The 13,560-nt window shown below is 54.4% G+C and carries 9 protein-coding genes; 6 read left to right on the plus strand and 3 right to left on the minus strand.

Translation table 11 applies throughout. The features are described from left to right. Positions 1-130 precede the first annotated feature (130 nt). From SYN8016DRAFT_RS13355 to recN, 3 genes are read right to left on the minus strand one after another with little or no spacing between them, the layout of a single operon-like run. Positions 131-1,645, minus strand: coding sequence for an alpha/beta fold hydrolase (locus SYN8016DRAFT_RS13355; protein WP_006854950.1), 1,515 nt, complete (start codon positions 1,643-1,645; stop codon positions 131-133). After that, the gene (gene uvrA, locus SYN8016DRAFT_RS13360) at positions 1,642-4,635 is read right to left on the minus strand and encodes an excinuclease ABC subunit UvrA (protein WP_006854951.1); all 2,994 of its coding nucleotides are present in this window, start codon (positions 4,633-4,635) and stop codon (positions 1,642-1,644) included. The genes SYN8016DRAFT_RS13355 and uvrA overlap by 4 nt, the downstream gene beginning before the upstream one ends. Before the next feature lie 46 nt (positions 4,636-4,681). Beyond that, entirely contained in the window at positions 4,682-6,370 is a 1,689-nt protein-coding gene (gene recN, locus SYN8016DRAFT_RS13365; protein WP_006854952.1) for a DNA repair protein RecN, read from the minus strand. A 75-nt stretch (positions 6,371-6,445) separates the two neighbouring features. Here recN and SYN8016DRAFT_RS13370 point away from each other — a divergent pair, with 75 nt between their 5' ends. The 6 genes from SYN8016DRAFT_RS13370 to SYN8016DRAFT_RS13395 all read left to right on the plus strand — a co-directional run bounded on the left by SYN8016DRAFT_RS13370 (position 6,446) and on the right by SYN8016DRAFT_RS13395 (position 13,525). Beyond that, positions 6,446-8,311 carry an AarF/ABC1/UbiB kinase family protein gene (locus SYN8016DRAFT_RS13370; RefSeq protein WP_173362189.1) on the plus strand — a complete coding sequence of 622 codons (1,866 nt, stop codon included), beginning with the start codon at positions 6,446-6,448 and terminating at the stop codon, positions 8,309-8,311. A 22-nt stretch (positions 8,312-8,333) separates the two neighbouring features. Continuing rightward, entirely contained in the window at positions 8,334-8,903 is a 570-nt protein-coding gene (locus tag SYN8016DRAFT_RS13375) for an alpha/beta hydrolase (protein WP_006854954.1), read from the plus strand. Between the two features lie 112 nt (positions 8,904-9,015). Next, a complete protein-coding gene (gene thrC / locus SYN8016DRAFT_RS13380; protein WP_006854955.1) occupies positions 9,016-10,074 on the plus strand; it encodes a threonine synthase in 1,059 nt (352 codons plus the stop codon). Positions 10,075-10,130: 56 nt separating this feature from the next. Then, complete coding sequence (locus SYN8016DRAFT_RS13385) at positions 10,131-11,129, plus strand: hypothetical protein (RefSeq protein WP_006854956.1); 999 nt, start codon at positions 10,131-10,133, stop codon at positions 11,127-11,129. A gap of 421 nt (positions 11,130-11,550) precedes the next feature. Beyond that, positions 11,551-12,708: a DNA polymerase III subunit beta gene (gene dnaN, locus SYN8016DRAFT_RS13390; RefSeq protein ID WP_006854957.1), complete on the plus strand. Its 1,158-nt coding sequence runs from the start codon at positions 11,551-11,553 to the stop codon at positions 12,706-12,708. Between the two features lie 16 nt (positions 12,709-12,724). After that, entirely contained in the window at positions 12,725-13,525 is an 801-nt protein-coding gene (locus tag SYN8016DRAFT_RS13395) for a hypothetical protein (RefSeq protein WP_038014946.1), read from the plus strand. Positions 13,526-13,560 lie beyond the last annotated feature (35 nt).

Below are 13,560 nucleotides of genomic sequence, written 5' to 3' on the forward strand. Positions count from 1 at the left end.
AGTCTGGATCTTTCGCCATCAGCGCAGAAACAAGCAAACGCAAACTGATGATGAAATGCAACGCAAATCAGTGCAAATAGATCAGCTTGTTCTGATCATTTCAAGACGTCGTTTTAAGAAAGGCTGTTTTTTAGAGCTGTCCAGTGACATCGACCAAAGGAACGGACGCATTCCCCCAACCACCTCCGCTGAAGGTATGAGATGAGGGAACAGCCAGCTGTTCATTGATCCAAGCCAAGATCATTGGCCCAAGAATCGGCGCTTCCTTCTGATCTGCAGGCGCCCAAAGATTGAAATGACTGCCACCTGAAGCCAGCACGAGGCGGTGACCATTCGCCAATGGCTTCCCCCCCTGCAAAGGGACCACGGCCTCAGGATCGGAGGGCACCACCCAATCTTTTGTTCCACTCACCAACAACACCTTCGCCTGAAGGGAAGGTCCGCTCGACTCATCAAAAAGAAGCCTCATGGGTGGACTGACCACAACCGCTGCCTTGACACGAGGGTCGGCCAGGGATCCTTGATCAGCTCCTGACAACCAACTGCATTGCAACACCCAACTGAGATTGCGATCTGGATCACGAGGGTCCTGACATCGCATTTTCAGCTTCCTGCTGGTGGTCTGTAGACCACTTAATTGCAACGCCGCTGTGGCACCCCATGAGTGCCCCACAACCGCTACGTCATCGATAGCAATCTGTTGTCCAGACAACAAGTTCCCTGCTTGCACTCCATCCAGAAGAGCTGAGACATCCAAGGGACGAAACCGTAGCTCCTCAGAACTCGGCGGAGGAGAGGCTCCATCAAGCAACTGCTTTTGCTGCTTAGCGTCGCTGCCTGGATGATCTGGAAGAAGAACGGTGTATCCATTAGCAGCCAACAAACGGCCCCAGCCTTCGAAACTATCGGGCTCGTCCCACAATCCATGGGAAATCACCACAAGCTTCCCGTTGGACGTTCCCTTTGGAGTCAACATCGTGATCTCGAGGGGTTCAGAGCGATGGGCCACAGCAAAGCGGATCTCAGCCCGCGACCAGCCCTCAGACCCCGATTCAGCCAGAGACGTTGGCGCCGGGGCCATCGCTGTTCCTTGCTGAACGAGCGCGCGGGCATCATCCTGATTGGCCCGCAAGCGTTTGGAGTAAAAAGCCAAAGCCTGAAAGTCGATCGATAACGACTCCCCCGGAACGCGACGAAGCATTCCCAGCAAATGGGGCTCTCCAGCGCGATAGGCCGCTTGAAGAGAATCCGACAGCATTTGTCCACTGGTATCTGGCGGCAGACCCTCCACCTTCACCAGCTCGGACGCCGCCAATAAGGCTTGCTCCAGCAATGGATGGCCCACCGATTGCTCCAACACGCTCGACGTCCGCTGGGGAAGAGGTGCAGTCAGGAACTGGGCAAGCAGTCGAGACACGGAACCATCACCAGCCCGATCTAATTCCTGCAGGTCAGGGTTGGCCTCAATCAACTCCGCAGCGGTGCCTGCTCCCTTCAAATTGAGCGAAACACTTACATCCAAGAGGGGTAGATCAAACTTGAGTCGCTCAACTGCAGAAACGGATCCTGCCCCTAAAAAAGTGAATACGGAGGCCAGAGCAGCCGCACGAACGCCATCAACCCAACGATGAAACAAAAAAGTCATGCCGCCGCCTCGATCAATTCAGGTGGATGTTGCTGCAAAATCTTGCTGAGATAGCGACCGGTATGACTGGTTTCATGCTGGGCAACCTCCTCAGGCGTGCCAGTCACCACAACATGACCTCCCTTGTCACCGCCTTCTGGACCTAAATCAATGATCCAATCTGAACAACGGATCACATCCAGATTGTGCTCAATGCAAATAATCGAGTTTCCCTTATCAACAAGACGCTGCATCACATCCATCAACTTGTGGACATCATAAAAGCTGAGTCCAGTGGTTGGTTCGTCGATTAAATAGAGCGTTTTTCCCGTAGCGCGACGCGACAATTCAGTAGCAAGTTTGACGCGCTGAGCTTCACCTCCAGAAAGGGTTGGCGCTGGCTGGCCAAGTTTCACGTACCCCAAACCAACATCCACCAGGGTCCAAAGACGATCTGCAGCCTGGGGGATCGCAGAAAACACATCCGCTGCCTGCTCCACTGTCATTTGGAGCACGTCGGCGATCGTGTGCCCTTTGTACGTGACCTGAAGCGTTTCGCGGTTAAACCGAGCCCCCTTGCAGACATCACATTGCACATAAACATCTGGTAAAAAATTCATTTCAATCACATTCACACCCTGGCCACGACAGGCCTCACAACGACCACCCTTCACATTGAAACTGAACTGTCCAACCTGATAACCGCGGGCCTTCGCTTCCACCGTTGCGGCAAAAATCTGACGAATAGGATCAAAAGCGCCTGTATAGGTAGCCGCATTCGAACGGGGAGTACGACCGATCGGAGACTGATCGATCACAATCACCTTGTCGATCGATTTGAGCCCGCGAAGTTCTCCCAATCCTTGTGGGAAAGGCACTTTATGGCCAAGTCCGTGCTCCAGTGCTGGATGGAGCAACTCATTCACCAAGGTGCTTTTACCGCTGCCGCTTACGCCTGTAACCGAAACCAGACGTCCAAGCGGAAACTCCACATTCAATCCCTCAAGATTGTTGCGAGAGCAATCGAGAAGTTTCAAACTACGGGTACCAACATTGCGTCGCTCTGCTGGAGTGGGAATACTCTTTCTTCCACTTAAATAAGCACCCGTTAAAGAATCCTCAGCGCCTAATAAATCATCAATCGACCCCTCGGCCACGATGTGACCGCCATGCACTCCGGCTCCAGGGCCAATATCGACAAGATGATCGGCAGCGCGAATCGTGTCTTCATCGTGCTCAACCACCACCAAGGTGTTGCCTAGATCTCTTAAACGTTCAAGCGTGGCCAACAAACGATCGTTGTCGCGCTGATGCAAGCCAATGCTCGGTTCATCAAGCACATAAAGAACGCCCGTCAGCCCAGCACCAATTTGAGTGGCAAGGCGGATCCGCTGAGCTTCACCACCCGACAGCGTCATCGCTGGTCGATCCAAGCTCAGATAATCCAATCCCACGTCAAGGAGAAAACGCAGGCGCATCCGGATCTCCCTCAAAACAAGATCACCGATCTGAATCTGACGAGAGTTCAGCAAGGGCTCAGAGCCTTCATGGCTACCCACCCCCATCAAACGTTCAATGCGTTCAAGAGTTTGACCCACGCTGACAGCCGTAAGTTCAGTGATCCGAAACGGACCAACTTTCACCGCGAGCGCCTCGGGTCTTAAGCGCAAACCCGCACAACTAGCGCAGGGGACTAGTTCGAGATATTTTTCAAGCTTTTGCCTCTGAGCTTCTCCACTTGCATCGCGAAGTTGACGCTCAAGGATCGGTAAAATCCCCTCAAAAGGTCTCATATAGGTTTGAGACTTTCGATAGCGACTATCCGCCTGAATTTGAATCGGCTCGCGACTCCCATTCAATAAAATATCCTTCTGTTCATCCGTTAGGTCCTTCCAAGGGGTCTTGATTTCAAATCCAAAGGCTTCGCCTACAGAATACAAAAGTGAGAAGTAATAGGAATTATCTTTTTCTGCCCATGGAACAACAGCGGAATACACCGGTTGTGATGGATCTGGAACAACCCGCTCCGACGTGAACTTTCGTAGATGACCTAATCCATGACAATCATCACAGGCACCATAAGGACTATTAAATGAAAACAACCTTGGTGATAACTCTTCAATAACAGAGCCATGCTCTGGACAAGCAAAATTCTCTGAATAAAGACGCTCTTGTTCCACTCCCTCTGGTAATTCCTCTCCTTTTTTAGGAACCACTTCCACAATCGCTAAACCATCTCCCCGCTTCAAAGCCGTGCGCAAAGAATCATTGAGCCGTTCCTGAATTCCTTCCCGAGCGACAAGACGATCCACAACCACCTCAATGTTGTGCAGATGGTTTTTATCAAGTTCAATATTGTCCGCAAGCTCACGCACCTCACGATTAATCCGGATTCGAGCAAAACCCTCCGCAGCCAATCCACTAATTAATTTGCTGTGGGTTCCTTTTTTGCCACGGACCACCGGGGCTAAAAGTTGATAACGCGTCCCCTCAGGAAGCTTGAGAATTTGATCAACCATTTCATCAATGGTTTGAGGTCGAATCGCTCGATTGCACTGCGGGCAATGAGGTTCTCCTGCCCTACCAAACAACAGACGCAAATAATCCTGAATCTCCGTCACCGTGCCAACGGTGGAGCGAGGGTTGTGGCTGGTTGATTTCTGATCAATCGAAATCGCTGGTGATAGCCCTTCAATGGCATCCACATCAGGTTTATCGACCTGGCCAAGAAATTGACGCGCATACGCAGACAAACTCTCTACGTAGCGACGCTGACCTTCCGCAAAGATCGTGTCGAACGCCAATGAGCTTTTACCGCTGCCACTGACACCGGTGAAGACCACCAATTTGTTCCGCGGAATCGTGACGTCCACGTTTTTGAGGTTGTGCTGACGGGCGCCTCGCACCCGAATCACTTCCTCTAAGGACCCCCCACTCAAATTCACAGTCTTCGACGAAGAATCCTTCGATGAAGCGGACTTTTCCTTTGCAGTCGGAGCAGGGCGCCCCATACGAGATGTGTTCAGCAGCCCAAGAGTCTAAGGAGACTGCTGCTGTTCAGGCTGCTCGCTGATCCAACAAACTTGCCGCATAGGCCTGAGCATCATCAAAATCCCCTCCAGCCAATTCAGCCAATTCTTGACGTCTGGCCTGAGTGTCCCGCAGGTGGGACACTCGCGAGCAGGTTTCACCGTTCAGCACCTCCTTGCTAACTCGGAAGTGATGATCTGCAGCTGCGGCCACTAAGGGTTGATGGGTCACACAAAACACCTGGCGGTGCTCGGCCATGGTTCGCAGCAAGTTGGCCATCTCTCCACTGACGCGGCCGCTCACGCCACTATCAATCTCGTCGAACAACAAGGTGCTGGAACCATCCACATCGGCCAGACAGGTTTTGAGTGCCAACAGAAAACGCGACATCTCCCCTCCTGAGGCCACCTCTCCTAACGGGGACAGGGGCTGGCCTGGATTCGCCGAAAATAAAAAGCAGATCGCATCTGCGCCTAGATCCATGGGCTCAGCTGCAGAGAAATCCACCCGAAAGCGCACATTTTCAAGGCCCATCGGTCGCAAGTGGGCCGTCAAGCGCTCCTCCAAGCCCACGGCGGAAGCCTGTCGCAAAGCCGTGAGCGATTGGTTGCAGGAATCGCGATGCTTGCGAGCCTCCTCTTCCTGGTGGCGCAACACCTCCAACGCCGCGTCGGCACCCCCAGCGGCATGTTGATCGCGCAGCGCATTACGCCGCTCAATCAACACCTTCAGTTCAACGCCATAACGCCGCTCCAAGCGTTTCAGCAAAGCCAGCCGTTCCTGCAGCACACCCAATCGTTCTGGATCGCTCTCCAAAGCCGCTCCATACGCTTCCAGGCCCCGGATTAAATCGAGAACACCAGCCTCCAGATCAAGGCAGCTCTCAGCCGAAACGCTCAGGGAGGCATCAAGGGTCTGCAATTGCTGCAGCTCGTGGCAGCAGGCCGTGAGGTGATCCAAAACCGATGGAGCCTGCTCAGCGCCGTCTTGAAGCCGGCCAATCAACACAGCAAGACCCTCGAGCAAGCGCACGCCATGGACCAAGCGGTCTTGCTCCTGTTCCAACTGTTGAATTTCGGAGGGGTCATCAAGGGAAGCGGCCTCGAGTTCCAGCAACAACGCGTCTTGCTCCTGCTGCTCCTCTTGGAGACGACGTCGATCTGTCTCCAACTTCAACACCTCGGCATGGCAGGTCTGCCAAATCTGGAAACACTCCCGCACGGTTTGTAAACACTGCGCGAGCGGCTCACCGCCGAGTCGATCGATCCAACGACGTTGCTGACCCGAATAGGCAAGCTGCTGGGTTTGACCCTGCACGGTGAGATCAATCAACAAGGGCCTGAGCTGAAGCAATTGCTGCCGGTTCACGACGGTGCCATTCAGCCTTGAGCGACTGCTCAAGCGTTCGTCTTGTCGTCGCCACTCCCGCGACAGAACCAAATCACCTCCGTCATCATCCAGTTGATGCTCTTGAAGCCAACGTCGCGCAGCGGCGTCGGGGGTGAAAGTCGCTTCAATCACCGCGCGATCACAACCCGTCCTGACCAACCGCCCCGCAGACGTCCCCTGCATGCCACCCAGGAGGGCATCAAGCGCATCTAACAGCAGTGACTTTCCTGCCCCTGTCTCACCGGTCAGCACGGTAAAACCTTGTTCGAACGCCAACTCCAAGCGCTCGATCAGTGCGATGTTGTCCAGTCTCAGACCGGTCAGCACGGCGAATCTCGAGGTTCAACAAACCGTAGCGACGGCTTCGGTCGTTTAGAAGGGACCACCAACGCAGTGGCGGCTGTGGCACAACAAGAGCTAGGAGATTTCATTGAGGCCGCCGGCCTGCTGGAGTACGACCCGGCTGCCATCACGCGGATCTATGCCGGCCATCCACAACGCCTCCTGCGCCGCCTCTGGCAAACCCTGGTCCCCATTGGGCTTTTGCTGCTCGGAGTTGGTGTTGACAAGCTTCTAGGACTGCTCAGCAATCAGGAGCGAGCCCGAACGAGAGCCAGGGAATGTGCCAATTTGCTCGTAGATCTAGGCCCTGCATTCATTAAGGCGGGCCAAGCGCTTTCCACGCGCCCAGACATCGTTCCTCCTGTGCTGCTCGAGGAACTGGCCCAACTCCAAGATCAACTTCCTGGCTTCGATAGCGACCTTGCCATGGCCTGCATCGAGGATGACCTCGGTGCACCGGTCGACAGCATCTACTCCGAACTCGACCGCGAACCTATCTCCGCAGCATCGCTGGGCCAAGTGCACCAGGGGTATCTCAAGAATGGCCAAAAAGTTGCCGTCAAGGTGCAACGCCCTGGGTTGCGAGAACAAATCACTCTTGACCTCTACATCGTTCGCAACATTGCTGCATGGCTGAATAGCAACATCGGCCTTATTCGTAGCGATCTTGTTGCACTGATCGACGAATTAGGGAGCCGCGTTTTTGAAGAGATGGATTATCTCAACGAAGCAGCTAATGCAAATAAATTCCGCGAATTACACAAACAAAATCCGCGCATCGCCGTTCCCAAAATTTTTGCAGAAGCCACCAGTCGACGGGTGCTCACAATGGAATGGATCGATGGCGTCAAACTCACCAATCTCGAAGCTGTTCGGGAGTTAGGAATTGATCCCAATGACATGGTGGAAGTGGGAGTGAGCTGCAGCTTGCAACAGCTGCTCGAACATGGGTTTTTCCACGCTGATCCCCACCCTGGAAACCTCCTAGCGATGGCCGATGGTCGACTCTGCTACCTCGATTTCGGGATGATGAGCGAGGTCAGCCGTGAATCCCGAACCGGACTCATCCAAGCGGTTGTTCATCTTGTAAATCGAAATTTTGGAAAACTCTCCAAGGATTTCGTCACGCTCGGATTTTTAGCCGAAGACGTGAATTTGGAGCCGATCGTGCCTGCTTTTGAATCCGTCTTCAGTCAAGCGATCGAGATGGGCGTTAATCGCATGGATTTCAAAAGCGTGACCGATGATATGTCCGGTGTGATGTACAAATTCCCCTTCCGAGTTCCCCCTTACTACGCCCTCATCCTCCGCTCTCTTGTCACCCTTGAAGGCATTGCCCTGAGCGTGGATTCGGAGTTCAAAATTCTTGGTGCGGCCTACCCCTACTTCGCCAGACGTTTGATGGAAGATCCAGATCCTCAATTGCGTCAAAGTCTCAAAGAAATGTTGTTCGAAGGTGATGCATTCCGTTGGACAAGGCTGGAAGGTCTTGTTGCAAGTGCAGGGAGTCAAAACCAATTAGATCTCGAGTCGTTGCTCGATCAAGTGCTCGACTTTCTGTTTTCAGCCAACGGCGGCATGCTCCGCAATCAACTGGTTGAAGCGGTAGCGGATCGTTTGGATGCGATTGGCTGGACAGCTCTACAACGCATCGGACGCCGTTTGCCCCGACCTTTACAACCGCCACTGCTCCTCGATATTCCGCCATCCCTCAACGAAGACAACTATCTCGACCTTGAACCGATCAGACAGCTCATCAACGTTTTGCAGCAGTTGCCAGGGTTTAACCCAGATCTTGTGTTTAGTCGGCTTCCTCGCTTGATTCGTGAGCGCGACGCGAGACAAATGGGTGTTGCGCTGGCACAAGGATTAGCCGAACGAGGAGTTGTCCGCCTCGTTAAAGCAGCAGCAGGAAGTCCGAATTAGATTCCGGCAATTGTTCAAGATCATGCCCCGCAAATCCAGCCGCCAAACCATCCTGGCGCTTGGTGCCGCAATCGGTCTCAGCATTTCATCTGCGTTTCAACCGGTCCATGCTGCAAAGGATGTTGCTCTCGTCAGCGGAGCCTATAAACGATCGATCTCTGTGAGTGACCTTGTCTATCTCGCAGACACTGGCAAAGCCAGAGGCATTCTTTCTGATGTTCTTCGCTTTGGAAAACAGGATCCCAAAGAGGTCGCCAAATTACTGAACCAGAAGCTTGATCTTCCCTTAGTTCTTACCAGTCGTTTGATGTCCACTCGGATTGGAGACGTCATCATCCGCCGTGTCGCAACGATCATTTATCCCCTCAAAGTGCCCGATCCCTCGGTGAGCGTTCCTGCCATCCGAGCCGGTGTGATTAACGGTCTGCAAAAAGAAGAGGGTGGCCTCACCGTGATCAACTTTCTGGATGCCTATCCAGCAGAGGTGATGGAGGTGAATATTCCTTCCCTCATGGCCTTGATCGCAAAAGCTGAATCCATTGCTGGCTTGGTGAAATTCTTCTCCGATTCACCCCTCGACGGTTTGAAATAAAGGCTTCGTACACCCGACCTCTCGATCCAGACACATAGATTTCTGGAATTGCTGCTCTCTGCGGGTGTCCGTACTCAAGAACCTCCGCCGGCGTTTCACGGCCAAACCAGTCATGCAGGACTGGCCAGGACTGATTGAAGCCTATCGATCCTGGCTTCCCGTTTCCTCAGCCACTCCAGTGATCACCCTCCACGAAGGTGCCACTCCGCTGATCCCTGTCCCATCCATTGCGGAACGGATTGGTCGTGGCGTGAAGGTGTTCATCAAATACGACGGTCTCAATCCCACCGGATCCTTCAAGGATCGGGGGATGACCATGGCGATCAGCAAGGCCAAAGAAGCGGGCTGTGAAGCGGTGATTTGTGCCAGCACAGGCAATACGAGTGCTGCCGCGGCCGCCTATGCCCGCCGAGGCGGGATGCGGGCCTTCGTGTTGATCCCAGACGGATACGTCGCCCAAGGGAAACTGGCGCAGGCCCTGGTCTACGGAGCAGAAGTGCTCGCGATCCGGGGAAATTTCGACCGTGCTCTCGACATCGTTCGCGAAGCAGCCGAGAAATACCCCATCACCCTGGTGAATTCGGTGAACCCTTACCGATTGCAGGGACAGAAAACAGCAGCCTTTGAAATCGTCGATGCCCTAGGAGATGCTCCCGACTGGCTGTGCATTCCGATGGGCAATGCCGGAAATATCACGGCCTACTGGATGGGATTCCAGGAATATCAACAAGCTGGTCGCAGTCGGCGTTTGCCGCGAATGATGGGGTTTCAGGCCAGTGGCTCCGCGCCGCTGGTGAATGAAACCACCGTGAGTGATCCAGAAACAATCGCGACCGCGATTCGCATTGGCAACCCGGTGAATCGAGACAAAGCGATCGCAGCCCGTCAGGCCAGCAACGGAGCCTTCCTAGATGTCACCGATGAGGAAATCATCGCTGCCTACAAACTTCTCGGCGGCCAGGAGGGAATCTTCTGTGAACCCGCCAGTGCAGCCTCTGTGGCGGGCTTGATCAAACGGGCAGCAGAGGTGCCAGACGGATCCACCGTGGTCTGTGTGTTGACCGGGAATGGTCTAAAAGATCCGGACTGCGCGATCAACAACAATGACGCCGCCTTTTACGCCGATCTTGATCCCGATCTAAGCACCGTGGCCAAGGTGATGGGTTTTTAAAGCGGCACGCGATTGAAGCGCGAACACACAGGCTGGAGTTTGTTGATGTCATCCGGATGAGCGGATTCATGGATGTCAACACCTGGATGATCGTTGGCTTCTTATTGGCGGCCTACTCGGTTGTTGCCAACGACTCACTTCAAACCCTCGGGACTTACATCTCTTCGAACAAGACACGCAGTCCAAAAGTGGTGCAGATGGCCTTCATCAGCACGGTCACGATTGCGGTGCTGATGCTCGGTTGGTTCCTCAAGAACGGTGATCCTGCCTGGGGTCGCCTCAGTGTTCCTGGTCAGGAGTTTCCACTTCCTGAACCCTTCACCTGGGTCTACATCCTTCCTCCCCTCGCCGTTCTGGCGCTTACTCAATGGGGTGCCCCCGTGAGCACCTCCTTTCTGGTGCTCTCCTCGTTCCATCCAGCCAATATCGGACAGCTGCTAACTAGCTCTCTGACGGGTTACATCGTGGCGTTTCTCGTTGGTCTCAGCGCCTACGGCCTGGGCGTGTGGCTGCTGGAGCGCTGGGTCTTCCTGCGGACTCAAGAAGGCAAACAAGTCAACAAGATCTGGTATGGCCTGCAGTGGTTCTCCACCGGTTTTCTATGGAGCATGTGGCTGGTGCAGGACCTCGCGAACATTTTTGTTTTCCTGCCTCGCCAACTTGACTTCTTGGCCATGGCGATCTGCACGGCGGTGCTCTGCGTGGGCCTATGCGTGCTGGCCGCCACCGGTGGCGGCCCGCTCCAGGCCGTCTTAGGCACCAAAACCAACACCTCCGATCTGCGATCGGCCACGGTGATTGATTTCTTCTTTGGGCTGTGCCTGCTCTACAAAGCCTTCCTATCCAGCTTCCCCCTCAGCACCACATGGGTGTTCCTGGGATTGATCGGTGGTCGGGAGATCGCCCTGCGGGTCAAGGAACAGGAGTTTGAGGTTGTATTCACCAATCGTGAGGGGGGAAATCTTGGCAGGATCATCGGTATGGACCTTTGGAAGGCCTTCGTTGGCCTTGTTGTGAGCCTCGGGATTGCGCTCGGCATTCAAACCCTGGTTTGACGCACCGGCATCAATGCAACGGCATTAATGGGCACCAAATCAGCTGGGTTCAGACCAGAAACTGCCTGAGGAATCCACTGATTCGCCCGACTCAAAACCGTGGAAAACTAAGGACAACTCCTCACCCCAAGTAGCTAGAAGTTTTCCCCAGGGTGTGAGTGATGGGGAAACGGGGCGAATCTCCCCATCGCTCTCTATTCATTCCACAACGCACCGGCTTCAAAAGCGGGCAGTAACAGGAGGTTTTGGGCTTATTTCCCCTGTTTCCACAAGACCTACTACGGCTGTTTTAGTAGTTCTTTTAAGAGAATAAAAACAGCCCTTAAGCCGGGGAACACGAAAAAAACGTGAAAGCATTGCGCTTCTCCCAACCGTGTGAAATCGTGAGGTGAGATTTGTTCACGCCGTTGACTCGGACCTCATGAAACTGGTCTGTTCCCAGGCAGAACTCAACGCAGCCCTTCAGTTGGTCAGTCGAGCTGTCGCCTCGCGTCCAACCCATCCGGTGTTGGCCAATGTTTTGCTCACCGCTGATGCCGGCACCGATCGCCTCAGCCTCACTGGATTCGATCTGAATTTGGGAATTCAGACGTCACTCCCCGCTTCTGTCGAAAGCAGTGGTGCCGTGACCTTGCCTGCCCGCTTGCTAGGCGAAATTGTTTCCAAGTTATCCAGCGATTCGCCGGTGTCGTTGTCTTGTGATGCCGGCGCTGAACAGGTGGAGCTCACCAGCTCGAGCGGCAGCTATCAGATGCGAGGAATGCCTGCGGATGATTTTCCCGAGCTTCCTCTCGTGGAGAACGGCACCGCCTTACGGGTGGATCCCTCATCTCTGCTGAAAGCCCTGCGTGCAACCTTGTTTGCCAGTAGTGCTGATGAAGCGAAACAGCTCCTCACTGGAGTTCATCTGCGCTTCAATCAAAAGCGTTTGGAGGCCGCATCCACCGACGGGCATCGGCTTGCGATGTTGACGGTTGAGGATGCCTTGCAGGCTGAAATCAGTGTCGACGAGTCTGAGCCTGAGGAATTAGCCGTCACGCTTCCGGCACGTTCCCTGCGTGAGGTGGAGCGATTAATGGCGAGCTGGAAAGGAAACGATCCGGTCAGCCTGTTTTGTGAGCGAGGTCAGGTTGTGGTGCTCGCGGCCGATCAAATGGTGACGAGTCGCACCTTGGAAGGGACCTATCCCAATTACCGCCAGCTGATTCCCGATAGTTTTAGCCGCACGATTGATCTCGATCGGCGGGCTTTTATTTCCGCTTTGGAACGCATTGCTGTCTTGGCCGACCAACACAACAATGTGGTCAGGATCGCTACGGAGTCAGCCACGGGACTGGTTCAGATCAGTGCGGATGCCCAGGACGTGGGCAGTGGTTCTGAGTCTTTACCGGCAGAGATCAACGGTGATGCCGTGCAAATTGCCTTCAACGTGCGCTATGTGCTCGATGGTCTCAAGGCCATGGATTGTGATCGGGTCCGACTGTCTTGCAACGCCCCCACGACGCCGGCGATTCTGACCCCCGCTAATGATGATCCAGGCCTCACCTATCTGGTGATGCCTGTTCAGATTCGTTCCTGACACCGTTCACGACACCTTGACTGTTCCGGACCAGCTCCTCTTGAGCGATCTGTTGCACCACCGGGTGCGCTGTGATCAGGGCCTTGACCATGGACCAGGGGTCATGGCTTGGATGCACCCACCAGTGCACCGTCTGCTCGGTTGGGTGAGTCGCCCGTCTGCGTTGCGTACAAGCCGAGACGTTTGGCGTCTTGATCAATGTCGGGGATTCGACGATCAGCAGGTGTTTGTGAAAGGGGCTCCTGCTGAAGCCGATCAGATCACCTTGGATCGCTTGCCAACCCTGCTGGATGCCGATCTTCTCAACGTGGATGGAGAGAGGATCGGGATCATCGCTGATTTGGCCTTTTTGCCTGCGAGCGGGCAGATCAGTCATTACCTCGTGGCACGCAGTGACCCTCGGCTGCCTGGAACCAGTCGCTGGCGCTTGTTGCCGGATCGAATCGTTGACCAACAGCCCGGCTTGGTCTCCACGGCGATCCATGAACTTGATGATTTACCTCTGGCTCGGGCCAGTGTTCGTCAGGATTTTCTTCAGCGCTCAAGACACTGGAGAGAACAGCTGCAGCAGTTTGGAGATCGCGCTGGTGAGCGCTTAGAGGGTTGGTTAGAAGAACCCCCATGGGACGAGCCTCTTGGGGCCTCTGACCTGGAGTCTTCCTATCCGACGGAAGCATCGCCTTCCGTGGACCCCATCGATGACTGGGATGATGCTGATTGGCCCGATGATCCTCCGGTTGAGCGTGGCCGTTCCGTTCGAAATGATTCGAGGGCTCGAAATGATTGGCCCGATCATGAGGAAGATCCTTGGGTCTGATCGTCGGCAACACTGGGTACAGATGACTCATCGGT

It is taken from the genome of Synechococcus sp. WH 8016, from assembly GCF_000230675.1.
Classification (GTDB): domain Bacteria; phylum Cyanobacteriota; class Cyanobacteriia; order PCC-6307; family Cyanobiaceae; genus Synechococcus_C.